Annotated in this window: 20 protein-coding genes; 8 read left to right on the top strand and 12 right to left on the bottom strand. The window is 63.3% G+C overall.

Annotated elements, in window-relative coordinates:
- Nucleotides 1-78 precede the first annotated feature (78 nt).
- On the bottom strand, nt 79-1,077 hold the full coding sequence (locus GGR46_RS14440; protein ID WP_246426088.1) for an AraC family transcriptional regulator: 999 nt from the start codon (nt 1,075-1,077) through the stop codon (nt 79-81).
- 455 nt (nt 1,078-1,532) lie between these two features.
- On the opposite strand from GGR46_RS14440, the gene GGR46_RS14435 reads away from it, so the two are divergent.
- The 4 genes from GGR46_RS14435 (at nt 1,533) to GGR46_RS14420 (ending at nt 5,953) form a co-directional block, all read left to right on the top strand.
- The gene (locus GGR46_RS14435) at nt 1,533-2,330 is read left to right on the top strand and encodes a MipA/OmpV family protein (RefSeq protein ID WP_183998626.1); all 798 of its coding nucleotides are present in this window, start codon (nt 1,533-1,535) and stop codon (nt 2,328-2,330) included.
- 235 nt (nt 2,331-2,565) lie between these two features.
- Nucleotides 2,566-3,042: a (2Fe-2S)-binding protein gene (locus GGR46_RS14430; RefSeq protein WP_183998625.1), complete on the top strand. Its 477-nt coding sequence runs from the start codon at nt 2,566-2,568 to the stop codon at nt 3,040-3,042.
- A 59-nt stretch (nt 3,043-3,101) separates the two neighbouring features.
- The gene (locus tag GGR46_RS14425; RefSeq protein ID WP_221262744.1) at nt 3,102-3,737 is read left to right on the top strand and encodes an Isoquinoline 1-oxidoreductase subunit; all 636 of its coding nucleotides are present in this window, start codon (nt 3,102-3,104) and stop codon (nt 3,735-3,737) included.
- Entirely contained in the window at nt 3,734-5,953 is a 2,220-nt protein-coding gene (locus GGR46_RS14420; protein WP_221262743.1) for a xanthine dehydrogenase family protein molybdopterin-binding subunit, read from the top strand. Before GGR46_RS14425 ends, GGR46_RS14420 begins: the two co-directional genes overlap by 4 nt.
- A gap of 133 nt (nt 5,954-6,086) precedes the next feature.
- On the opposite strand, the gene GGR46_RS14415 is transcribed toward GGR46_RS14420, so the two are convergent.
- Nucleotides 6,087-7,124 (bottom strand): AraC family transcriptional regulator, encoded by a 1,038-nt coding sequence (locus tag GGR46_RS14415; protein WP_246426087.1) that lies wholly within the window; start codon nt 7,122-7,124, stop codon nt 6,087-6,089.
- Nucleotides 7,125-7,176: 52 nt separating this feature from the next.
- Between GGR46_RS14415 and GGR46_RS14410 the strand changes: the two genes are divergently transcribed.
- From GGR46_RS14410 to GGR46_RS14400, 3 genes are all read left to right on the top strand, one after another.
- Nucleotides 7,177-8,493, top strand: a complete 1,317-nt coding sequence (locus GGR46_RS14410; RefSeq protein ID WP_183998623.1) for an MFS transporter — start codon at nt 7,177-7,179, stop codon at nt 8,491-8,493.
- 107 nt (nt 8,494-8,600) lie between these two features.
- Entirely contained in the window at nt 8,601-9,452 is an 852-nt protein-coding gene (locus GGR46_RS14405; RefSeq protein ID WP_183998622.1) for an SDR family oxidoreductase, read from the top strand.
- Nucleotides 9,453-9,623: 171 nt separating this feature from the next.
- Complete coding sequence (locus GGR46_RS14400; protein ID WP_183998621.1) at nt 9,624-10,673, top strand: aldo/keto reductase; 1,050 nt, start codon at nt 9,624-9,626, stop codon at nt 10,671-10,673.
- Nucleotides 10,674-10,786: 113 nt separating this feature from the next.
- Here GGR46_RS14400 and GGR46_RS14395 read toward each other — a convergent pair whose 3' ends face one another.
- Nucleotides 10,787-11,524, bottom strand: a complete 738-nt coding sequence (locus tag GGR46_RS14395) for a 3-oxoacyl-ACP reductase family protein (RefSeq protein ID WP_221262742.1) — start codon at nt 11,522-11,524, stop codon at nt 10,787-10,789.
- Nucleotides 11,525-11,607: 83 nt separating this feature from the next.
- Here GGR46_RS14395 and GGR46_RS14390 point away from each other — a divergent pair, with 83 nt between their 5' ends.
- Complete coding sequence (locus tag GGR46_RS14390) at nt 11,608-12,321, top strand: TetR/AcrR family transcriptional regulator (RefSeq protein ID WP_183998620.1); 714 nt, start codon at nt 11,608-11,610, stop codon at nt 12,319-12,321.
- Between the two features lie 91 nt (nt 12,322-12,412).
- On the opposite strand, the gene GGR46_RS14385 is transcribed toward GGR46_RS14390, so the two are convergent.
- From GGR46_RS14385 to GGR46_RS14345, 9 genes are read right to left on the bottom strand one after another with little or no spacing between them, the layout of a single operon-like run.
- Nucleotides 12,413-13,471 carry a PLP-dependent cysteine synthase family protein gene (locus tag GGR46_RS14385; protein ID WP_183998619.1) on the bottom strand — a complete coding sequence of 353 codons (1,059 nt, stop codon included), beginning with the start codon at nt 13,469-13,471 and terminating at the stop codon, nt 12,413-12,415.
- An 8-nt stretch (nt 13,472-13,479) separates the two neighbouring features.
- The gene (locus GGR46_RS14380; RefSeq protein WP_183998618.1) at nt 13,480-15,510 is read right to left on the bottom strand and encodes a M3 family metallopeptidase; all 2,031 of its coding nucleotides are present in this window, start codon (nt 15,508-15,510) and stop codon (nt 13,480-13,482) included.
- Nucleotides 15,511-15,521: 11 nt separating this feature from the next.
- Nucleotides 15,522-16,517, bottom strand: a complete 996-nt coding sequence (gene trxB, locus GGR46_RS14375) for a thioredoxin-disulfide reductase (protein WP_183998617.1) — start codon at nt 16,515-16,517, stop codon at nt 15,522-15,524.
- Between the two features lies 1 nt (nt 16,518).
- Nucleotides 16,519-17,418, bottom strand: coding sequence for a hypothetical protein (locus GGR46_RS14370; RefSeq protein ID WP_183998616.1), 900 nt, complete (start codon nt 17,416-17,418; stop codon nt 16,519-16,521).
- Nucleotides 17,418-17,744, bottom strand: coding sequence for a thioredoxin (gene trxA / locus GGR46_RS14365; RefSeq protein ID WP_183998615.1), 327 nt, complete (start codon nt 17,742-17,744; stop codon nt 17,418-17,420). Before trxA ends, GGR46_RS14370 begins: the two co-directional genes overlap by 1 nt.
- A 28-nt stretch (nt 17,745-17,772) precedes the next feature.
- Nucleotides 17,773-19,233: a metallopeptidase TldD-related protein gene (locus GGR46_RS14360; RefSeq protein ID WP_183998614.1), complete on the bottom strand. Its 1,461-nt coding sequence runs from the start codon at nt 19,231-19,233 to the stop codon at nt 17,773-17,775.
- Nucleotides 19,230-20,579: a metallopeptidase TldD-related protein gene (locus tag GGR46_RS14355; protein WP_183998613.1), complete on the bottom strand. Its 1,350-nt coding sequence runs from the start codon at nt 20,577-20,579 to the stop codon at nt 19,230-19,232. Before GGR46_RS14355 ends, GGR46_RS14360 begins: the two co-directional genes overlap by 4 nt.
- On the bottom strand, nt 20,576-22,381 hold the full coding sequence (locus GGR46_RS14350; RefSeq protein ID WP_221262741.1) for an ABC transporter ATP-binding protein/permease: 1,806 nt from the start codon (nt 22,379-22,381) through the stop codon (nt 20,576-20,578). Before GGR46_RS14350 ends, GGR46_RS14355 begins: the two co-directional genes overlap by 4 nt.
- Before the next feature lie 17 nt (nt 22,382-22,398).
- Nucleotides 22,399-24,726, bottom strand: a complete 2,328-nt coding sequence (locus GGR46_RS14345; RefSeq protein ID WP_183998612.1) for a TonB-dependent siderophore receptor — start codon at nt 24,724-24,726, stop codon at nt 22,399-22,401.
- Nucleotides 24,727-24,923: the final 197 nt, after the last annotated feature.

The following is a 24,923-nucleotide window of genomic DNA, read 5'->3' as shown; positions in this document are numbered from 1 at the left end:
TTGCCCGAATCTCCAAAAAAGACTCCCGCACGCAGGCGACGACCCAGCAGCGTTACAGCTTGTCTAACGTGCAGGCTGCTATGCCAAGGCAGCCTTCGAGTTCATGGCATCACGCTTCGGGGCTATCCCGAAGGTACGCGAATATTCCCGGCTGAACTGGGAGGGGCTCTCGTACCCGACCTGGTATGCGGCCTCGGCGACATTGATGGCTTCCGCCGTCAGCAGCCTCTTCGCTTCAAGCAGTCGCAGCTGTTTCTGGAACTGAAGTGGCGACATGGCAGTCAGCGCCTTGAAATGCTGATGGAAGGACGACGGGCTCATGTTCGCCGCTTCAGCCAGACGTTCGATTCGCAGGGTCTGGGAAAAATTCTGGCGAAGCAGGTGGATCGCCCTGCCGATGCGCTCAAGATGCGTGTCCGGTACAGCCTGCCGCCACAGGTCCGAAGCATTGGGCCCGCTTAGCAGCCAGTAATAGAATTCGCGCATCAGGGCCGGATAGAGGATCGGGATGGCCTGCGGGGTTTCCGTCAGCCTGACCATCCTCAGAACACAATCCGCCAATGCACCATCGACATCAGCCACGAACATGCTGCGCACAGGATCTGTCGACGCAACCACCGGCGCGTCGAGCTTGTCCAGAACTTCGCGCATGATGGCGATGTCGAACTCGACGGTGATGCCGATAAACGGTTCGTTGGGGCTCGCCGTCACGATCCGGCCGCAAGCCGGAAGGTCCAGGCCGACAACGAGACACTGCATCGGGCCGTAGCTGAGGGTTTCATCTCCGATCAGGATTTCCTTCCCACCCTGCAGGGTGATGCACAGGGAGGGCTGATAGACATAATGATTGTCCATCTCATGGAAGGCGCGAATGATATGCAATCCAGCGTTCGGGATCGGGAAATACCCCTCCCCGCCGCCATTCGCATCGGCATAGGCGTTAACCGCCCCCAACAGGGTCGAAGCCATGCCGATCCTTTCCGCGCGACCATCCTGCGTTCCGCGCTCAGCGGAGCCACGGATCGCATCGCGCGTAGGAAAAGGCAAGATTTTTCCAAATTCCGGCATTTCGACCATTGGTCATTCCTTCTAGCTTCCTGGTGCCAACCGAAGCCAGATAGAAACATAATGTCACAATTCATCAAGTCTTCAATATAATTTAAATATAAATGCTGAAATTCTCCAATCATAATCGTCAAAAATTCTGAAGTTCAAAGTAGTTTACTTACCACTATGATAATTTTTCAACATTTCCCATCATAAAGCTCAGCACTCCAAGATGAAACTTGCTTGGAGTATTCGCAAATTCGCGCATGAGCGCAGCAGTGAGCGACGAAGGCTTTAGCCGCCGCGCGCTGGCGGGCCATAGCAACAATCAAGTTGGGAGCCGCGGACCTGCCCTCGGTTCGCGATTCCGACTCGAGGTCGTCCCCTATCCCTCGCCCATGGCGGCCTCGACGGCCACCGAAGGAGAGCCCGCAAATCGGGCGCCTTCGGTGGCCCTGCGTCCCTCCAAACGAAAAGGTCTGTCGATGAAGAAGCTCATTCCGATTTTCCTCTCCTGTGGCGTTGCCGCAATCCCCACCGGCGTAGCGCAGGCTCAGTCCGCTCCATCGGACGGCGGCCCGCACGGCGTGGTCGCTATTGGCCCCGGGGCCGTTCCCGAGTTCGACGGCTCACGCGATATGCGTATCCTCCCCTTCGTCATGGCTGACGTTCGCTGGGGCGGCGTCAATGTTCAGGTTCGGGGCCCCGGCTTGCGGGCCGACGTCATTTCAGACTCCCGCATCGCATTCGGGCCGGTTATCGCTGCCCGGCTGCCTCGCAACGACGCGGGCGGTCGTATCGGCCTGCTCCCCGAGATCGACACGGCGATCGAAGCCGGTGCGTTTGTCGGCTATCGCTTTGGCGGCGATCAATATGGACAGGGCGTGCTTCAGATGGAGCTATCGGTGCTCCACGACGTCTCCCGCACGCATAACGGCCTGCTCGCCACTGCGAGCGCCAGCTATGCCGCCGTCAGCCGCCGGGACTTCTTCCTCTCGATCGATGCGCAAACCACCCTCGCAAATGCGGATTACACCCGCACCTATTTCGGGGTCGACCGAGCCGGAGCCGCCGCGAGCGGACTTGCCGCTTACCGCCCGGATGGCGGCATCAGAGACGTCGGCGCCGGGGTGACTGCCGGCTACTGGTTCTCTCCCAAGCTCGGTATCACCGCGCGAGCGGGCGCCACCTATCTTGTCGGCAACCTCGCCGACAGCCCGATCACCGAAGAGGGCCGCCGTTGGCAACCCGCGGCCGGCCTCCTGCTGTCGTACCGTTTTTAAGCCACAGCCTATCCATCGCGAGTGCCTGATCGGGCGCTGGCGCGAGCGCGGTCGGCCAGTGGCTCCGGGAAAGGGGCGACGATCGACCGCGAGGAGCGATCCGCGTCGAGGGGTTGGAAGTGGCGGCGGAGATTTCGTGGCGCTTTAGGCAAGTTTTTCGAAGGATCAGGCGTTCGAAGGTGAGCATGCCGGGCCTATCCTGAGGCGATGTTCATCTCCGGATAGAGCCTCTGGCATGCCTTACCAACTCGCGGTCAATGGCCGCACACATCGAATCGACGAGGACGGGCAAACGCCGCTCCTGTGGGTACTTCGCGACACACTGCGCCTCACCGGCACCAAATATGGATGCGGCATTGCCCAATGCGGCGCGTGCACCATCCATGTCGATGGCCAGCCCATGCGCTCCTGCTCACTGTCCCTGGAAACTGCCGCTGGGTCGCAGATCGTCACGATCGAAGCGGTCGAAGGGCCTGAAGCGGCTGCGGTGCGCGCCGCCTGGGTAAAGCGCGACGTGCCGCAATGTGGATTTTGCCAGTCGGGCCAGATCATGAGCGCAGTTGCGCTTCTCCGCAGCAACGGCGCCCCAACCGACGACGACATCGATCGCGCAATGAGTGGCAACATCTGCCGCTGCGCAACGTACAACCGCATTCGGGCGGCGATCCATGACGCGGCGCAATCGTCTACCTCCCAGGCAAAGACAGCGTGAGTTGGCGACATGGATTCCGCTCGGCAAGGCCACGGCGACGCCGGCTTCGGATCGGCTGCGTGCCGCTTCTGGCGATCATCGTCGCCGCCGTTGTCCTCATCGCCGCGATTGCCTTGTGGCCCCGCGCCCTGCCGCAACCCGAGTCCATCGCTGCGACACCACCGAGGAGCGACGTGGCGCAGCTGCGACCTGTTGCGTCATTCGCCTCGATCGGTGATCCCGAAACGCGGTCGCTCGCGCTGTTCACGGAAGCCGGACGCGTGATCCAGCATCCGCGTTGCATGAATTGCCACCCGCGCGATGATCGTCCGACACAGACGGACGCGATGCGGCCACATGTTCCTTGGGTGTCGCGCGGCCCCGATGATGCGGGCGAACCCACGCTACGCTGCTCGACCTGCCACCACGCCGCGAACTTCGATGCATCCGGCGTCCCGGGCAATCCCAAATGGAAGCTCGCGCCGATCGAAATGGCTTGGCAGGGCAAGTCGCTGGGCGAAATCTGCCGCCAGATGCTCGATCCAGCGCGCTCGCACATGGATCGCGCCGCGCTCCTTCATCATATGACGGAAGACGAACTCGTCGGCTGGGCATGGCATCCTGGCGGCAAGCGCAGTCCCGCACCGGGCACGCAAGCGGAGTTCGGTGCGCTTATCAAGGCTTGGCTCGAGTCCGGTGCGAGGTGTCCCGCATGAAGTCCCCACCTGAAAGTCTGGATCCGACGCAGCCGGCGAAGCGCGGCTTCCGCATGACGCGCCGTCGGATGGTCCTGGGCGGTTCGCTCATTGGCGGCGCGATGGTGGTAGGCTACACCGCGACCCACCCGATGGAGGTGGGCGGCGCGATCCTGAGCGGCGGCGGCCCCGACCCTGAACCGAGCGCGTTTGGCTCGTACATCCGCATCGCCTCGGATGGCTTTGTCACCATCGTGAACCGCCAACAGGAACTTGGCCAGGGCATTCATGCGGGTCTGGCCGCCATCGTCGCCGAGGAACTCGACGCCGATTGGGACCGGGTAAAGGTCATCGATTCCCGCAGCAATTTTCGCACCTACGGACCGCAGGGCTCGGTGGGATCGCGCTCGATTTCGTCTAACTGGGATCTGATGCGAAATGCCGGGGCCGCTGCACGTTCGATGTTCGTCGATGCGGCTGCGCTGCTCTGGCGCGTGCCGCGGCGGCTCATCGACGTTCGCGACGGTGTCGTTTCACATCCGGGTTCGAACCGCTCTGCCACCTTCGCGGAGCTGCTCGCCGACGCATCCCGGCAGGCCCCGCCGCAGCAGCCCATGCTCAAGCAGACGAAGGACTATCGCCTGATCGGCACGGACCGGGTTCGGCGCAAGGACAGCGTACCGAAGAGCACGGGCGCGCAGGTCTATACGCAGGACGTCCAGCGACCCGATCTGCTGGTCGCCATGGTCGCGCACAGCCCGCGCTTCGGCGGCAAGCTCGCCCGCTTCGACCCATCCGACGCCCGCAAGGTAAAAGGCGTGATCGACGTATTCGCGATCGAGACCGGGGTAGCGGTGGTGGCACAGAACAGCTTCGCGGCACGGAAAGGCCGTGACGCGTTGCGCGTCGAGTGGGACGACAGCGAGGCGGAAAAGCGCTCAACGCCCGACCTTTTTCGCTACTATCACGACCTTGCCGCAGGGCGCGGCGACGTGAGTCCGAGCGACTTTGCCATGAAGGGCGACAAGCCCGAAGCGCCGTTCAGCGGAGACATCTTCGAGTTCGCCTTCGACTTCCCGTATCTGGCGCATGCTCCGATGGAAACGCTCGACTGCGTCGCAGCGGTAAACGGCTGGGATGTCTCAATTACCTCCGGCGCTCACCTGCCCATCGTCGATCAGGTGCAGGCAGCGTTGACCGCACGCACCACCCCGGGCCGCGTTGATCTCGAGGTCATTCCCGCGGGCGGTTCTTTCGGGCGTCGCGGTGTCATGAGCGCAGACTATGTCGTCGAATGCGTGCGGATCGCGAAACGGACAAACGGACGACCGGTCAAGATGATCTGGACACGCGAGGACGAGATGATGGCCGGTTACTTCCGGCCGATGTCCCATCACCGCCTTTGGGTCCAGATGGGGCATGACGGTTTCCCGCGGCGCTGGCGCGTCCACAGTGTCTGTCAACCACTGGTTCCGGTCGGCCCGAACAGTCAGGCCGTGGAAGGCATCGAGGGTTCGCCCTATTTCTCGACAGCATCGACCGTGGATGGCAAGATCTTCAGCCCCTCCTTCGCGGTACCGCCATCCTTCTGGCGATCGGTCGGTCATTCGCATACCTCTTTCGTGATGGAGCATATCATTGACCAACTCGCACGGCGCGCGGGTCGCGATCCCGCCGCCTATCGTCGGACATTCTACGAGAAGGCAGGCGATAAGCGCCGACTGGCAGTGCTCGAGACGTTATGCCGCCGCTCGGGTTGGGGTGAGCCGATGGAAGCGGGTTGGGCGCGCGGCCTTGCAATTCATGAGACGTACGGGACCCTGGTCGGCCAGGTTGCGGAGCTTCGGTTGGACCGAGGGAAGCCGGTCGTTCGTCGCGTCGTCGCCGTGACCGACTGCGGTATCGCGGTTTCCCCGAACCAGATCGCAGCGCAGATGGAAGGAGGCATCGGCTTCGGGCTTTCTGCAGCGCTGTCCGGCTCCATGACGCTCAAGGATGGTATCGTGCAGGAGACCAATTTCGACACATACCCGATTTTGCGCATGAACGAGATGCCGGCGGTCGAAACGCACATCATCGCTTCCACGAACCGGCCGACCGGCATGGGGGAACCCGGCGTTCCCCCGATCGCGCCGGCCGTCGCAAACGCCCTGCTGGCGCTGACGGGCAATCCAACGCGAAGCCTGCCATTGGCACAGGCAAGCACCATCAGCAACGCGCCAGGCGATCCTGCCTGATCATTCGACGCCCCTGCCGCTGGCACATCGACTAGCCCGTCCGGCAGCCCTGCTACGCTCTCGACCATGATCTCCCAACCTGCAAGGCAGCGACAAGAGATCCAGCTTGCCCATCACCCGGTCTGCCCATGCCCTACATACCGGTCTGCCCCCTGCGCCCTACATATTCGCTGTACAGACGTTGCTGGTTCATGACGTCACGCTTGGGCGCAACGCCGAACATCCGGGAATATTCGCGGCTGAACTGGGACGCGCTTTCATAGCCGACCTGATAGGCGGCCTCTGCAACAGTCGTATCCTCCATCACCATCAGGCGCCGCGCCTCAAGGAGGCGCAACTGCTTCTGGAACTGCAGCGGCGTCATCGACGTCATCGCCTTGAAGTGCTGATGGAAGGACGAAAGGCTCATGCGTGCTGCCTCCGCCAGCTGCTCCAAACGCAGCGTTCGGGCGACGTTTTCGTGCAGAAGGTGGAGGGCTTTGGCGATCCGTGCTGCGTTCGATTCAGGCTCGACCAATTTGCAAAGCTCGCCACCATTGGGGCCGCTCAAAAGCCAGTAGCAGATCTCTCGCATGACGGACGGAAAGAGAATCGGAATCGCCTCTGGCGTCTCGCTCATTCGCAAAAGCCGCAAGACACACTCGGCCAAAGGCTCGTCGACCTGCCGTACGAACAGGCATGGCCCGGAGCTCGCAGTGGGCGGCGGCGGCGCTTCTAGCTGCTCGAGTACGTCGCGGATCATCGCCACGTCCAGCTCGATCATTAATCCGGTATAGGGCACCTCCGGGCTTGCCTCGACGATGTGCCCGGTCGCCGGCAGCGCCATGCCGACAGCCAGACATTGCCCCGCGCCATAACGAAGTGTGTCCTCCCCCAGGATGATTTCCTTCGCCCCCTGAAGCACGACGCAGAGCGACGGCTTGTAGACTTGACGCATCCGCATTCTTTGCTTGAAGGATCGAACGATATTGAAGCTGCCGATCGGCGTAGGGAATACCCCCTGCCCCCTGCCTTGGGCTTCGATATAGGCATTGACCGTCCTCAACAGCGCTGGCGGCACACATACCTCCGAAGCATTGCGAGGCCAGTGTAGTACCCGACTCTCGATTGGCAGCACATCATTGCCCGCAGGATTGGGCAAGTTTTTTGGGGCTTCCGGCATTCTGTTCATCAGACACTCCATCTAGCTTGAGGCTGCGGACCAAGCGAGGAGTGTGTCGAAAATGACAGAATACGCCGCGCAGTCAATAGACCTGCAAAGATCTTCATCCGCCCTATCGGGATATTCCAAAAACGAATATGTGCGTGGCTGGCGCATGGTCGCGATCTTCGTGACGCTACTTCTGATCAATGCATTTTGTCAGATCGACAGAATACTCCCATTCATTTTGGCTGAGTCGATCAAATCCGATCTAGGGCTGAGCGATACACAGATGGGTTTGCTTACGGGCCTTGCCTTCGCGGCCTGCTACTCGCTGCTATCCCTGCCTCTCGCCCGGGCCTCGGATCGGGGATCGCCCCGCCTCGTCTTGGTTTCGTGCATCCTGCTTTGGAGCGGGATGACAGCGTTCGGCGGCGTCGCCTCCAGCTTTTTGATGCTCGCGTTTACACGTTTCGGCGTCGCGTTTGGAGAAGCAGGCGCGGTACCTGCCGGCCATGCCCTGATTGCCCGCAAGATCCGACCCGAACGTCGTGGCCTTGCAATCGGGCTGTTCGCGATGGGCATTCCGCTTGGCACCATGGTCGGCTTCGCTGCCGGCGGAGCCATCGGCGATACGCTTGGCTGGCGTTCCGCCCTGGTCGGCGCCGGCGCCATCGGCGGACTGATCGCCCTGTTGACCTTTCTTGCCACCGGTCCAACCCCAACGCTGCAACGCACGGCCACCAACGGCGAGCCCTTCCTTCAGTCCAGTCGGCGATTGCTGGCGTCCCCGGCGTTCCGCTGGATGTTTATCGCCGCGATCTTCCTCGGTTTCGCCGCAGCGCCCTTCTACGCCTTCTCCGCCCCATTCCTCATCCGCACACATAGCTTCAGTACAAGCGAGGTGGGGTTGGCCTTTGGTCTCCTGCAGGGCCTGATGGGTATCATCGGCACGCTTCTGGGCGGACGCTGGTTCGACCGCGCGGTGAGCGCAGGCACCGGAAGAGTGCTCGGACCGCCAGCCATTCTCTTCCTGATCGCCAGTGCGACTACGAGCGCGGCCCTGTTCGTGTCGGACGGCTGGCTGTCGATCGCCCTGCTGGTGCCCGGGATGCTGTCCTTTTCGTTCATGCTGCCGTGGGCCTTCGGCGCTGCCCATCTTGTGGCGGGCGATGGCAGGCAGGCGCAGGCGTCCAGCCTTGTGATGATCGGTTCAGGCCTTCTTGGGCCGGCGCTCGGGCCCGTCATCGTCGGGGTGGTCAGCGACGCAGCGACGGCTGCGCAGGTGCCCAATGGCCTTGGGTTGGGGTTGCTGGTCGTCCCGATCGCGAGCGTTCTGACAGGCATCGCCTTGCTGATCGCAAACCGGCGGATCGCCGCTTCGCTGGAAAGACGATGATCTTCGCCTCCTCCCTATCAGTCGATAACAGGCCCTAGCCAGCCAACCGCCGGGTCTGGCGGCGCCTATCGCAAACAAACCAGTATATTGTGAAAGGAACCATCGAAGTGTCCGATGCTGATACCTCACGCCGCGCGTTCATGACCTTCGCGGCGGCCGCTCCCGCGGCTCTCGCCATGGGCAGCGCGGCTTCGGCCCAGGCAGCCACGGCGGGCCCAACCGCTTTGCCTGGCGCTGGCAGGGCGGCCATCGTCACCGGCTCGTCGCGAGGCATCGGTGCTGCCACCGCCAAGCGTCTGGCGCGCGATGGCTTTGCCGTAACTGTGAACTACCTCACCAACCGTGACCTCGCCGCCCGCGTCGTGGCCGACATCGAGGCGGCTGGGGGGCGCGCCATCGTTCGCCAGGCCGACGTCGCCGACCCGGCAGCGGTCAAGGCTCTTTTCGACGCCAATGACAAGGCGTTTGGAGGCGTTGACGTGGTGGTCAACAACGCTGGCATCATGAACGTCGGCCCCTTTGCCCAGATGTCGGACGCGGCCTTCGATCGGATGATGGCCACCAATGTCAAAGGCAGCTTCAACGTGCTGCGCGAGGCGGCGCGGCGTACGCGTGACGGCGGCCGGATCATCAGCCTGAGCTCGAGCATCGTCAAGACGCCACCCCCAGCTACGGGCGCGTATGCCGCCACGAAAAGCGCCCAGATGCTCTTCTCCAACGTCCTTGCAAAGGAGCTGGCGGGTCGCAACATCTCGGTCAACGCGGTGGCCCCTGGCGCCGTCGACACGCAGCTCCTCCGTCAGCACGGTGAAGCAGCGCTCCGCGGAATTCCCGAACAGACCCCGCTTGGTCGCCTTGGCCTGCCGGAAGACATCGCCGGCGTCATCGCGCTTCTCTGCTCGCAGGACGGTGCCTGGATCGACGCTCAAACCGTGTTCGCAAACGGCGGATTGGGGTGACGGGAAATCGCCTGCTAATTGCAACGAGCTTGTTTCCGTTCCGCTGAGACAAGACTGACACGCAGTTCGCCCTCGGGGTGTCTTGGCGACGGGTCGATGCGCGGCTTGCCCATGCGGCCAACTCCCGACTGAAATGTCGGAGCCCTTCCTCTCAATCCACAGGAATGCGCAATGAAGTACAAAACACTCGGCAAGACCGGTCTGTTCGTCTCCGAACTCTGCCTTGGAACCATGACCTTCGGCGGTCAAGGCGTCTGGGCGAACATGGGGAATGTTCAGCAGGAAGACGCACAGGCCCTGATCGCGCGCGCGCTCGAACATGGCGTCAACTTCATCGACACCGCCGACATCTATTCGAACGGTGCGGCGGAGGAGATTGTTGGCCAATCTCTGAAAAACTTGGGCGTCCGGCGTGAGGACGTGGTGATCGCTACAAAGGTATACGGCCCGGTCGGCCCGGGCCCGAACGACCACGGTAATTCGCGGGGGCACATTCTCGACAGCGTCAAGGCAAGCCTGAAGCGCCTCCAGGTCGATCACATCGACCTCTACCAACTCCATGGCGCGGACACCGTGACCCCGATCGAGGAGAGCCTCGCGGCGCTCGACACGCTCGTGCGGCAGGGCCTTGTCCGCTACGTTGGTGTCTCGAACTGGTCCGCCTGGCAGATGGCCCGCGCGCTCGGACACAGCGAACGCCTGAACCTTGCCAAGATCGTGACAACACAGAATTATTACACGCTCGCCGGCCGCGATCTCGAACGTGAAATCGTGCCGCTGATCAGGGATGAGAAGCTCGGACTGATGGTGTGGAGCCCGCTCGCCGGTGGATTGCTCAGCGGAAAGTTCGGCCGCGACAAGCAGGCCGAACAGGGCAGCCGGCGCACGACCTTCGATTTCCCGCCCGTGGCCATGGACCGCGCCTATCAGGTAATCGATGCGATGGAGACGATCGCGGCGGACAAGGGCGTCAGCGTCGCGCAGATCGCGCTCGCCTGGCTGCTGCACCAGCCCCATGTCACCAGCGTAATCGTTGGAGCCAAGCGGATCGCACAGCTCGACGACAATGTCGGTGCGACCGAGGTCCGACTGAGCGCGGACGAAATCGCAAGGCTGAACGACGTCAGCGAGATCACCAAGGAATATCCCGCGTGGATGCAGCGTGTCCGCGAAGTCGCGCCGAAGCCGCCACTGAGCGCGGTACCAGCCACCTCGGACTGAAATCGAATCACGAAAGCCCCCCGCCCCTCCGAACCGAAGAGAGATCGCCGGACACCCGGCCGGCGATCTCCAAGACCATCAAGGGCGCACGCGGTGAGACGTCTCCGATGAACTCAGGCGTTGAAGCCGGCGTCCACATTGAGGGTCGCGCCGGTAATCAGACTTGCAGCGGGACCGGCGAGAAACGAGACAGCGCTGGCGATCTCACGGGGCTCGCCAAATCGACCCAGCGACGTCAGGCTCCGTTGATAGTCAGCATTCTCGCCATTGGCCGGGTTCATGTCCGTGTCGGTCGATCCCGGCAGAACGAGATTCACGGTAATGCCTTGAGGGCCGAGTTCGCGCGAAAGACCTCGCGTGAAGGACAGAAGCGCCGACTTCGACATGGCGTAGGCCGTTACCCCTGGGAACGGAACACGCTCGGCCAACGAGGAGCCGATGGAGATGATACGGCCTCCGGACATCAGGTGGGGGATCGCCGCCTGTGCGAAGAGAACTGGCGCGCGAACATTAACGTCGAGCATGGCTTGCAAATCGGTCAGAGACAGGTCTGCTGTCATCCCCGCCGTTCCAATGCCCGCGCTGTTGACGAGAATATCGAGCCCCCCAAGCGTGTCGACCGTCTCGGCGACAGCGCGGCAGATGGCTTCCGGATCGGCGCTATCGGCCTGGATCGCAAGCCCACGCCGACCTTTCTCCTCGATCGACTGGACTACCGTCGTCGCCCGTTCCGCAGAGCGGTTGTAGGTGAAGGCGACATCGGCCCCCTTTTCGGCAGGCGCAACTGCGATCGCGGCTCCAATGCCTCGCGAGCCGCCGTTCACCAGGGCGCGTTTTCCAATCAGGTCCATGATCGATTCCTTTTTACAGTGATCGCTGCATTAAATCGGTAGGTTTGTTGCAGCGCGCCGTCAATTGATTTATGCAGTGGTTGATGCACAATGACGTCCCAGCACCCCCGGCCTGTTCGGCGTCGACACGCCCCGCGCGCGGTCGGCCGAGGGAATTCGATCGCCAGGAAGCCCTCGCGGCCGCGATGCGACTATTTTGGATCAGGGGGTACGAGGCTACCTCGATCGCGGATCTTACCAAGGCGATGGGGATCGGGACAAAGAGCCTATATGCCGCGTTTGACTCGAAGGATGCGCTCTACGCCGAAGCCCTCCAATATTATTATACGACCTATGAAGGGCTGGTCTGGACCCGTTTCCGGAAAGCAGCGACCGCGAAAGAGGCGGCGCTGGCGTTCCTTCAGGATTCCGCAATCGCCATGACGGGTGGCGATTGCGATCTGCCACATGGCTGTATGGCAACGCTCGCCACAGTGGGCAGCGATGGGCATGCCGAGCTCGGCGAACTCATGAGAACCACCCGCGCGGGTGGTTTCGAGGTCCTCAAGGCACGTTTCGACAAGGCAAAAGGCGATGGAGACCTCGCCTTCACGGCGGATACGACCAAGCTGGCGAGGTTCGTGCAGACGATACAAAGCGGCATGGCGATCCGCGCCCGCGACGGTGCGGAGCGGGCGGAGCTTGAAGCGGTCGCCGAGATGGCATTCGTCAGCTGGAACTACGTCGTCGCTGCCACAAATCATGAACCGAGTTCATCACAGGTGTTTTGCCAGTTGTCTGGATCGACACCGAAGTAGCATCCGAACGATGCTCCCTGACCTAATAAAGGTTATGCCGGGGAGTTTGCCTGGATTGCATTGCGGCGCCGATCGATAAACAATCGCTCTATCAAGCAAGCAAGGCATTCAATTCTACCTCATGTCGCTGCCATTCCACGCCGCGTGCTTCAAGCCACCCGTCGTCATAATAGGTGCAGCTATATCGTTCTCCACCATCGCACAGGATCGTAACGATTGAGCCTCGCTCGCCGGCAGCGGCCATTTCGGCGATCAACCGGCTACAGGCGACGAAATTCGTCCCCGTTGATCCACCTACCTGCCGGCCCAGCCGAGCGGACAGCGCACGCATCGCACCAATGCTGGCGGCATCGTCAACCGCGATCATCCGGTCGACAATCGACGGGATGAAACTGGGTTCAACGCGTGGCCGGCCAATGCCCTCGATTTGGCTGGCGCACCCCTCAGGCAGTGACGTGACGGCGCGATCCGCGAAATGTCGATGGAAGATCGAATGGACGGGATCGGCGACACACAGCTGCGTCATATGACGCTGATAAGCGATATAGCGGCCGATCGTCGCCGATGTCCCGCCCGTACCGGCGCCGCAAACGATCCAGGCAGGGATCGGAAGCTCCTCCGACGCCATCTGCGCGAAGATGCTCTCCGCGATATTGTTGTTGCCGCGCCAATCGGTCGCGCGCTCTGCATAGGTGAACTGGTCGAGGTAATGGCCATTTGTCTCACGCGCGAGGCGGTACGCCACGTCATAGACTGTTCGTGGATCGTCGACCGCGTGGATCTCTCCTCCGTGAAACCGGATCGCATCGAGCTTTGGCGCGGCCGTGGATGTCGGCACCACCGCGATAAAACGCAGACCTAGCATCCGTGCGAAGTAAGCCTCGCTGACCGCGGTTGATCCCGAAGATGCCTCGATGATGCAAGTGTCAGGCCCGATCCAGCCATTGCACAACGCGTAGAGAAACAATGAGCGCGCCAGGCGATGTTTCAGGCTTCCGGTGGGGTGGCTGCTCTCGTCCTTGAGATACAGCGTGATCCCGGGATAGCGCGGCAAATCCAGCCGAATAAGGTGTGTGTCGGCAGACCGGTTGAAATCGGCTTCGATGCGGCGGATCGCCTCGATCCGCCATGAGCGCACGGCGTCGTTCATGTTGTGAGTCATTGGCTTACCAGCCCGTGCCGCATCAGCATTGCCTGCGGATCGGCATCGCGCCCCCGGAACGCGCGAAAGCTTTCAGCCGCCGGACGACTGGCCCCTTTTGCCAGAATCTCGTGGCGAAACTTGGCGGCGGTGAAGCGATCAATCAGCCCGCCCTCGACAAAGCGCTGGAACCCGTCGGCGGCCAATACTTCTGCCCATAGATAGCTATAATAGCCCGAGGCATAGCCGCCCGCGAATATATGGGTGAAGGCGTGCGGGAAGCGGTGCCATGAGGGCGGACGCACCACCGCTACCTCGTCGCGCACCGCCTCGATCACCTCGATCGGGTCGCTTCCCAATGTCCCCAGATGCAGCAACATGTCGAACAGCGCCAATTCGACCTGCCGCACGATGAACATGCCCGAGAGGAAGTGGCGTGCGGCGATGAGCGTGTCGAACACCGCATCGGGCAGCGGCACGCCCGTTTCATGATGTCCCGACATGTCGCGCAGGACGTCGCGATCCCAGGCGAAATCCTCCATCAACTGGCTGGGCAGCTCGATCGCATCCCACTCGAACCCGTTGGTGCCGGCGATGTTCGGGCGGTCGACCCGGGTGAATAGGTGATGCAGGCAATGCCCGGTCTCGTGCAGGAAGGTGACGACCTCCTTGTGGCTAAGCAGTGAGGGGCTGCCGTCAGTAATCGGCGCGAAGTTGCACACGAGATAGGCGACCGGTACGCGCTGGACATTGCCGTCGTTCAGCCGCGGCCGTGCCTGCGCCATCCAAGCGCCGCCGCGCTTGCCGGCGCGCGCGTGCAGATCGACATAGATGCCGGCGAAGACCATGCCTTCCTCATCCGTCACGTCATAATAGCGGGCGTCGGGATGATAGACGGCCACATCGGGCCGCGCGACCAGTCGGATGCCGAACAGCCGGTCGAGCAGGCGCTGCCATCCGGCGACGACGCACTCGACCGGGAAATGGGCACGCACCTGCTGCTCGTCGATCGCATACCGGGCCTGACGCATTCGCTCGGAGACATAGGTGATGTCCCAAGGCTGAAGGTCGATGATGCCCAGATGCTCTGCGGCGTAATCGGCCAGTGCTTCGATCTCCGCTTCGGCGGCGGGCTTGGCGCGCGCCGCGAGATCGCGCAGGAAGGCAATGATCTCGCCCGCGTCGCTCGCCATCTTGGTGGCGAGCGACCATTCGACCGAATCGGCAAATCTTAGCAGTCGCGCTGCCTCCCGCCGCCGCGAGAGAATCTCAAGGATCCGCGTGGAATTGTCGAACTGCCCGGCATGCGGTCCCTGATCGGATGCTCGCGTCCCCGATGCGGCATAGACGCGCTCGCGCAGGCCCCGGTCCTCGGCGAAGGTCAGGACGGCGTTGACACTCGGCATCTGGAGCGTGACGACCCAGCCGGATAGGTTTTTCGCCCGCGCAGCCTCGGCGAACATCCCCTTGTCCGCGTCCGAAAGCCCGGCGAGTATCGCTTCGTCCTCGACATGCTCGAACCAGGCGTCAGTCGCGTCGAGCACGGCATTTCCGAACGCGGTCGAAAGCTGCGACAGTTCCATGGTGAGCGATGCGAAACGGGCGCGGTCCTCGGGCGCGAGCGCGACACCCGAAAGCTTGAAGTCGCGGATCATATGCTCGACGGCGGCGCGATCCGCATCAGACAGGCCCGCGAACTCGGCTGTCCTGGTCAGCGCGACGAGGACCTCGTACAGCCCTCCATTCTGGAGGACCTGAAGCTGGTTCTCGACCAGTCGCGCCTCGCCTGCAACATAAGCGGCGCGCAGCTCGGGCGTATCGGCGACGCCGTGAAGATGCCAGACCGCCGACCATATGCCCGTGATCAAAGTATCGGCGCGCTCCAGCGGCATCCACGCCTCGGCAAAGCGGGTCGGCCGGGTCTCGACGATCCTGGCCACAACCGCGCGATGATCGGCGATCGCCTGTTCGAGCGCGGGCGCAATCTGGTCGGGCCGGATATCATCGAACCGCGGCAACGCCAGGGTATCAAGCAAAGGGTTCGTCATCGATTTTTCTCTCAAACCAGTAGGCCGGTGTCGGCGCCCTCGGCGGCGATGGCATGGGTGTTATGTCCGGCCAGGTATCGCTCGGCCTCCAGCGCGGCCATGCAGCCCATGCCTGCGGAGGTGACCGCCTGGCGGAACAGCTTGTCCTGTACATCGCCCGCCGCGAACACGCCCGGCACGCTGGTCGCGGTCGAACCCGGTGTGACGAGGATATAGCCTTCGTCGTCCATATGCAGTTGCCCCTTGAACAGCGCGGTCGCGGGATCGTGGCCAATCGCGACGAACAGACCGTGCGCCGCGAGATGCGACATCGTGCCGTCGCGCGTATCGCGCAGCGCCACGCCGGTCACGCCGCCGCTATCGCCCAAAACCTCGGCGACTTCGGCGTTCCAGATCATCTCGACCTTGGGATTGGCCCGGAGCCGCGTCTGATTGGTGCGATCGGCGCGCAGAATATCGCGGCGATGGACAAGATAGACCTTCTCGGCAAAATTGGTGAGATAAAGCGCCTCCTCCACCGCAGTATTACCGCCACCGACCACCGCGCAGACGCGGTCGCGATAGAAGAAGCCGTCGCACGTCGCGCAGGCCGAGACGCCTCGTCCGCGATATTTTGTCTCGCTTTCCAGTCCCAGCCAGCGCGCCGACGCTCCTGTCGCCACGACGATCGTGTCGGCAGTATAGTGCGTGCCGCCATCGCCGATCGCGAGGAACGGTGCGCGGGTCAGATCGACTTCGACGATCAGGTCGCTGACAACATCGACGCCGGCTTTGCGCACCTGCTCGCCCATTCGTACCATCAGGTCGGGACCAAGCACGCTTTCGTCGCCCGGCCAGTTCTCGACCTCGGTGGTGATGGTCAACTGCCCGCCCGGTTGCGGTCCCTCGATCAGCATCGGCGCCAGCGCGGCCCGCGCGCCATAGACGGCTGCGGTGTAACCCGCCGGGCCGGAGCCGATGATGAGAAGCTTGCTGTGCCGTATATCCGGCTCGTTCTCCCGCGGCATTTTACGCTCGTGCCCTCTCGTCCGCGCGTTCGGGGGCGGCGAGCGGTGCCTGTTCCATCATCTCGATCGTTTTCCAGCCCGTCGCCCGATACCGCTCGGTGGCCTCCTCGACCCCCTCCAGCCGAAGGCGAAACTGCCCCGCCAAAGCGGGATGGTCGGCGTCGAGGATTGCCAGCACGCGATCGAGCCCGGAAAACTCGGCCTTGAAGCCGTCCTTTTCGGCTTGTTCGCGGATATGGAACACGCGGCTCTCGTCTTCCTTCGTCCAACCGATTCTGGACAGCGACAGGTGCATCTCGAAGGCACTCAGCCCGCCAAGCGTGTCGCGCAAGACGGTTCGCATCGCGCCGGGCCAAGCCGCTGCCTCGATAACCTGCGCCGCCCAGCGATCGAGTGTCTCCTCCTCGAAGGCATCTGTTGCGGCGACAGCGGCCAGACGTGCCGCCTTCCACGTCTTTCGATCGGGTTCGTCGCCGTCGACCGCGCGCTGGTGCAATGCCATGATCGCCCTACGGCCCCGCTCGACGTCCGGGTGACGTTTGGTCATCGCGACCAGTTCGGGGTTGGCGAGCAGGTCCAGCACCAGTTGCGAGACGATCTGCGTCAGATCTGCTCCTACCGGCGTCCGCTCCAGCCACGCGTCCGCAAAACGCGCGGCCTCGGCTTGCGGGCGAAAGCCGTTGACGAACATCGGCAGTGTGTCGGCCAGACCGAGTGGATATCCCAGCTTTTCTGCATAGCCCGGCGTATCGTCGGCCTCCATCACAGCGCCGATGACGTTGGCCTTTCCATCTTCCCACGCCGGGAAATAGACAAAGTTGCCCGCCATGATGTGGTGCCGCAGCCGCTCCAGCGCCTGCGCCTTGACCGCCAGATCGCCGTGGAAGGTGACAACGCGCATCATTCTGCCCCGCCGACATTCGCATCGACGAAGGCGTCGAGGCGACTGCGCGAGAGCGTGCCGAAGGTCCGTGCGGTCTCCGACCCGTCCTTCACGATCATCAACAGCGGGATACCGCGCACCTCGAACCGCTCGGCAAGCTTCGGATTTGCCTCGATATCGACCTTCACGATCTCCATCTCCTCGGCATATTCCGCGGCGATTTCGTCGAGCGTGGGAGCCAGCGCCTTGCACGGCGCGCACCAGGGTGCCCAGAAGTCGACGAGCACCGGCTTGTCGTTCTTCAGGACGATGTCATCGAAATCCTGCTCGGTCGCGTTACGCATAATGATTTTCCTTGTCTGCAATGGGGGTTCAGCCGGCCTGCCCGCCAACCATCATCCGATCGATGCGCAGCGTGGGCTGGCCGACGCTGACGTGCAGCGACTGCCCCTGCTTGCCGCAGGTCGCCATGCCGGTGTCCAGCGCCAGATCGTTGCCGATCATCGAAACATGGCGCAGCGCCTCGTGCCCAACGCCGATCAGCGTGGCACCGCGCACCGGCGCGACCAGCTTGCCTTTCTCGACCAGCCAGGCCTCGATCGTAGTGAAGTTGAACCGGCCCGTGACGATATCGACCTGCCCGCCGTCGAATTCGGTCGCATAGATGCCGCGATCGATCGAGGCGATGATGTCGGCCGGATCGGCGCTGCCGTTCGCGAGGAAGGTGTTGGTCATGCGTGGCATCGGCAGATGCGCGTAGGACTGGCGACGGCCGTTGCCGGTCGAGCACGCGTTCATCAGCCCCGCGTTGAGCCGGTCCTGCATGAGCCCGGTCAATATACCGTCCTCGACCAGCACGGTGCGGTCCGGCGCGGTGCCTTCGTCATCGATGCCCAGCGACCCCAGCCGCCCTGGAATTCCGCCATCGTCGATTACCGTGACGCCGGGCGCTGCAATCCGCTCGCCGACCTTGCCGTCGAAGGCGGACAGATGCTTGCGGTGATGGTCGCCCTCCAGGCCATGTCCCACCGCCTCGTGGAACAGCACACCGGGATAGCCTGGTCCCAGCACGATCGGCATTTCGCCGATCGGCGCGGGCATGGCGTCGAGGTTGTTGAGCGCCATGCGCGTCGCGGTCCCGACCATCGCGTCTATCTCGGCGGTAGCGAACCCGTCGAGCCCGGCGCGCCGCCCCAGTCCCGCCTGACCGCGCGCGCGCTGGCCATTATGCTCGGCGATGACGACCATCGACAGGATCGTCATCGGCCGCACGTCGCCGGCCAGCAATCCGCCAGCGTCGGCGACCAGAACCGTCGTGTCGGTCGCGCGGACATTGGCGTCAACCCGCACGATGCGCGGGTCTTGTGCCCGTGCGCGTTCGTCGATCCGCTCCAGAATGGCGATCCAGGCGGTCGCATCCTCGACCTTGACCGGATCGATCGCAGGATAGAGATCATGGCCGGCCGCCCGGCGGTCGAGCGCGATGCCCTGCGGATGGCGCGCCGCGTCGCCGCGCCGCTCGAGCGTCCGGACCGCACGGACCGTGTCGAGCAAGGCACCCTCGCGAATATCGGCGGAATGGGCGAAGCTGACCTGGCCTCGATGGGCCGCACGCGCACCAACACCCTGCCGCATCGAAAAGCTGCCCTGCGTTACACGCCCGCCTTCGAGCTGCCAGCCACGCATGCTGGTCGCCTCGAAATAGAGGTCGGCGAGATCGGCGCCGCCGCCGGCCAGTTCGCCAAGCGCGCGAGCGATCGCCGCCTCGTCGAGCCCCGCCGGGCCAAGCAATCGCGCGGTTGCGCGGTCGATCGCGAGTGCGCCGCCGTTCATGCCCTGCCTCCCACGCGCATGTCATCGACCAGGATCGAGCCGGTGCGGATCGCGCCCATCCGCTCGACATCCTGGCCAACCGCGCGGATGCCGTTCAGCATCGCGGGCATGGTCCCGGCCAGCGTCACATCGGTTACGGCATGGGCAATTTCCCCGCCCTCAACCCAGAGGCCGCGCACCGCCTGGGTCCAGTTGCCGCTCGCGGGATCGGTCTTGCCGCCCTGAAACTGGGTGACGACCAGCCCGGTGCCGAGCATCCGCAGCATCGCGGCCCAGTCGCCGCTTTCGGCGGTGCTGGTCAGCCGCAGATTGTAATAGCCATCGGCATTGCCGGTCGAGGCCAGGCCCAGCTTGCGCGCGGTGTAGCTCGAAAGGAACAGCCCTTCGACCACGCCCGACCGGAGGACGGCGCGCGACGATCCGGCGATCCCTTCGCTGTCGAGGCCGCCGCTGGCCAGCCCCAGCGGCTCGAACGGATCTTCGTGAAGAGCGAGGTGCGGCGCGGCGACGCGCCGCCCGATCGGATCGGGCAGGAAGCTCATTCGCCGATGTTGCGCCGCTCCCGTCAGCGCGCCCGCAAGTTCGGCAACCAGCGTGGCGGCGACACGCGGCTCGAACAGCACAGGGCAACGACGGTTGTCGATCGAGCGCGCGCCCAAAGCACTGCGGGCACGTTCGGCGGCGATCTTCACGAGTTGTTCGGCGGAGACCAAGGCATCGACGCGCCGCTCCTGCGATTGGCAGAAGTCGGAGATGCCGCCACCCTCATCCTGCGCCAGCATTACCGTCCAGCGCGAGTCATTCGAACGCATCGCACTGCGGCAGAAGCCATCGCTCGTCGCCAGAGCCCAAAGACCCTCGGTCGCCACCGCTACCGATTCCCCAGCCCGCAGCCGGCTGTCCGCCGCCGCGATCCCGGTTGCAACTCGGTCCATCGCGCTCGCAGCTTCCAGCATCGCCTTGGGGCTGCGGGGGCTGTCGGCGTAGAGCAGCGGCGCGGAGCTCGCGAAGGCTAGCCACTCGGCGGGGGGCAGATCTGCATCGGGATCGGGCTGAACGTGCCCTGCGATCAACATCGCTTCCTCGACCACGCGCTCGATCGCGGGCCGATCGAGCCCGGCCGTCGAGGCCGATCCGCGCCGTCCCTCATGAAAGACGGTGAGGCTCAGTCCCTGACTGCCGCTGCGCTCGGCCGTTTCGATCTCGCCTCCGCGCATCGCGGTCTTCGCTATGCCCTCATGTTGGACCGAAGCGCGGGCGCGGGCGCCCCGCCTGGCCGCCAGTTCGACCGCGCGCTCCGCCGCCTCGCGCATGGCCGTCTCGCTCTGAGTCAGCAACTCGCTCACGCCGCGTCCTCTGCGATCATCGATATCGTGGCATGTCCGTGGTGCAGGCGCAGGCGATGCGTGTGATAAGCGGCCAGCTTCTCATTGTGCACGACGCTGACGATGGTGGCGTCTGGCATCGCGGCAATCACTGCCTGGTAAAAATGCGCCGCATTGTCGGCGTCGAGCGCGCTGGTCGCCTCGTCTACGATCAACAGGCTTGGCCGCTGCAACAGGATTCGCGCGAGCGCGACACGCTGCTGCTCGCCGGGCGACAACTCGTCTTGCCACATGCGCAGTTCGTGCATGGCATCGGCATGGGCGTCCAGCCGGACCCGCTCCAGCAGCGCCGCGATGGTCGCGTCGTCATGATCCTCCGCCCGGTCGGGGAAGCAGATCGCGTTCTTGAGCGTGCCGAGCGGCAGGTACAGTCGCTGCGGTACCAGCATCGCGCTACCGCGCTTCGTCATCGCTACCTGCCCCGCGCCATCCGGCCATAAGCCAGCGATGGCGCGCAGTAGCGTGGTCTTGCCCGTGCCCGACGGCCCTTCGATCACCCAGCGCTCACCGTCACGGATCGTCCAGTCCGAAACCTCCATCAGCGGCTCGCCATTCGGGCGACGCAGCACCAGGCCCGTCGCGCTGATGGCGACACCGTCGGGCGTGCCGCCGGGCGTAAAGCCGATGCCGCGTGGCCGCTCCTGATCGATCGCATCGTCCAGCGCCTTTAGACGGTTGAAGTTGGCGATCTGGCGGGCAATGCTGGGATAGGCGGTAACGATATAGGACAAGGTACCCGAGAACTGCGAAAAAGCGTCGCGCGCGGCCTGGACCTGACCGAAGCTGATCGCGCCCGCGAAATATTTGGGCACGGTCAGGAACAGCGGGATGATGCCCATGACCTGCTGATAGAAGCCCTGCCCGACCTGCAAGCCCGCATTCGCCAGCATCAGCCGATACCAGTTGCGCCGGATATTCTCGAAGGCGACGCGCAGGCCACCCTGCTCGGTCCCTTGCGCCCCCGAAAAGGCGATCTGTTCGCTGTTGCGCCGGACGTGGATCAGATCGCTGCGGAAGTCCGCGTCATAATGTTGTTCGCGCATCCGTCTGCGCACGAACGGCCTGCCGATCCAGGTGATGACCGTCGTGCCGACCAGGACGTAGATGATCGCGAACCAGATGAGGTCGCCACCAGGCAATGGGATGCGGTAGCCGAACAGGGGAATGCTGATCGGCGACGATGTCTCCAGCAATATGGCGCCGAAGGCGACCGCACGGATTACGCTGAAGATGAGCGCGATCAGGATGCTGAGCGGCGACGTGCCATAGACCGTGCCCATCGACGTGAATTCCTTCACATCCTCGGCAATGCGCTGGTCCGGATTGTCGATCATCCGCAACCGCTCGATCTCGTAGAAGCGATCTCGGGCGAACCAGCGGCCCAGATACCATTCGGTCATCCATTTGCGCCACCGTATCGACAGCGTCCAGCCGACGATATTGTGCGCAAAGGATGTCCCGATCTGGAGAAGGATGATCATCGAAAAAGCGAAGACCAGCGACAGGAACAGGCCGCCCTGCCGCTGCTCGATCGCGTCGAAGAAGTTGCGCTGCCACTGATTGGCCAGCAGGAAGGCATAGGTCGTGCCAACCTCGATCGCGCAGTAGCACGCCACCAGAAACCACGCCCATTTCCAGTCGTCCGACACGAAATAACGCGTGCTGGTCCGCCACGCATGCGCCCAGCGTTCTCGCGCCGGCTGGTTGGACTGGAGACCCGCCTCGCGGCGGGTCTCATCGACATTGGCTGGAGGTGGTATCATCGCTCAGTTATACGCGATCAGAACAGGCGCTTGGAAATGCTGAGGCGAACGCTCCGCGGTTCTCCAACCGGAACGTAGGTAAAGACGGATGTCGATCCGTAGTTTCGGCGATCGAAGATGTTACGAATACCGATATTGATGTCGAAGCCGTGCACGCTCAGGAACGCGTTCGCATCAATCTGCCGCGATGCCGGCACGACATATTGCCCCAGTAGATTGGCGTAGGAGCTCGACCGCCCGTACAGGCCAGCCGAAACGCCGCCATTGACGCCATCCGAAATCTTGGTTCGATAGGTCGAATAGACGCTGTAGGTGTCACGCGGCTGGTTCGCCACGACGGTTTGAAGGGCGTTGGTCGTCAGCAGCGCATATTTGGTACGCGTCAACGACGCCAGCACCGTCCATCCCGGCAACAATTGTCCGGCGATGTTCAGGTCTAGGCCCCGCCCGCGCTGCCCCGGTCCAGGGAAGAGGTTGGTCGGATCCGCCGGGTCACGAACGATGATATTGTCCTGCTGAATATCGAAGTAGGACGCATTGATCGTTGCGCGCTTTTGGAAGAGGTCGAGCTTGACGCCCGCTTCCTTGTTCGTGGTGATGATGTTCGGCAGGATGGAGCCATCCTTTGCGACCGTGAACGTCGCCTGCTCGCCGCGCGCATAATTGGCGAAGATCGAAAGGTTGTCCGTGGCGTCGAAGATGATGCCGCCGCTTGGGGATACACCATCTTTACGCTGCACTACTAACGGCGATGGCCCTGCGAAAAACGTCTGCGATGTGCTTTCGAACCAGTTCTTGCGAACGCCGGCCAGGATCTTGATCTTCCAGAACTCGACCAGAGCCTGACCATAGATCCCCTCCTGCTTGCCGCCGTTGCGGATCTGCACATTGCCAAAGGGTGTCCACGGTATGACGACCAAGGGTGTGCTGGCGTCGAGTGACGGGTTCGTGGCCCGGTTAAAGTCCCGCCCGCTGCGCTGCGCGCCGGAGCCGTCGCTGTAATTATAGCCGACGTTGAAGCTGGTCTTCAGGCCGTCACCGATGTGAGTCTTGATCCGCACGAAGCTGTCGATGGCATTGGATGAGCCGTCCTGCTGCGCGCCCTGGGTATCTGCCACCAGGGCGCCCGCACGGCTGTAGCCGACGCCGGCGGCCCGAGTCGTCAGCTCGGTCTTGTCGTGCATACCGCGTACGACGAGGTCGATACCCGGCATGATCTGCCGCGTCGCATCGAAATAGAAGCGCGTGGTATTGATCCGAATGCCCTGGTTGGACGCATAGATCGCCCGTGAGGGATCGCGATCGATGATCTGCCGCGTCTTGTTGTCGAACAGCGTAAATGCCCCGATGCCGCTCGTGCCTTCGTTGATGCTGGCGCCAATCACGATATCGGTCAGGCGATCCTTGTACCGCAGGGTCGGCGCGAACAGCCAGTTCTTGTCACCCGTATAGCCCCCGTAATTATGGTCCATCGTCTGCGCGCTGGCGATGACGCGACCCGACAGCTTGTTGTCAGCGGTGATCGCGTTGTTGGCGTCGATCACCCCGCGCACCAGCCCGAACGAGCCTGTGTCGAAGCTGACGGCCAACCGCTCCTCGGCGCTCGGCTTCTTCGTCACCACATTGACGTTGCCGCCCAGATTGCCGAACCCGGCGAGCAGCGCATCGGGGCCCTTCAGGACTTCGACCCGCTCGATGTTGGCGACCGGCTGATCCGCGCCCGCGTTGACGCCATATTGCGACGTCGTCGTCAGGCCGTTCACCAGACCGCCCGCTGAGAAGCCGCGGATCGTATAGCTGGCGCCGCTATTGGGGCTGTTGCCCAGCGTCGAAACTCCGCCCGCATTGCGCAGGATGTCGGTAATGTTGAGTGCCTGCTGCTCCTCAATAGTCTTGGCGCTAATAACCTGAGTGTTGCGCGGCTGATTGCGCAACCCCAGACCATTGCGATCAGACGTCGTCGACTGGCGGACGAGCACGCTCGTCTCGGCTTCGTCACGCCGAGCGGTGACGACGATGTCGTTGACGACGACCAGCCCTTCTTTCGCCCCAGGGAAGACGGTTAAGCCGCTTCCGTGGATCGCGGCCTTGACCGCGCGCTCGGCATTCGTGGCGCCACGCACCGGCCGGGAGGTCAGGCCCTTGACCGCATCGGGGTCGTAATTGATGGTTTCGCCGGTCTGCGCTGCGATCGCCTGAAGCGCCTCAGCCATAGGCATGGCGGGCAGGTTGACGTCGACGGTCCGCGCGGCCTGGGCGGCGGCTGACGATGGAAAGGCGAGATTGGCGGCCGCGAGAACCCCAAGACTTGCGGCTCCCAACAAAGCGCGTGCATGTGCAGTCATACTAGGCATGATCACTCCCCTCCCAGGACGCGCGCCATCCCATGCGCTGCCATCGCCGCGCACCTGACAGATCGAAACCCTGTGACAAAACGGACTCGCCTCGCGGCGAAAAACGGTCGCTTCCGAAACGGCTGCAACTGCGGCTGTCCACCTGCATGACGGCTTTCCCAGTCTTGGTGCGCGAGGCGCCAGCGGGA

This window comes from Sphingomonas kyeonggiensis (assembly GCF_014196745.1).
Classification (GTDB): Bacteria; Pseudomonadota; Alphaproteobacteria; order Sphingomonadales; family Sphingomonadaceae; genus Sphingomonas; species Sphingomonas kyeonggiensis.
This window is presented reverse-complemented; position numbering and strand designations above follow the sequence as displayed.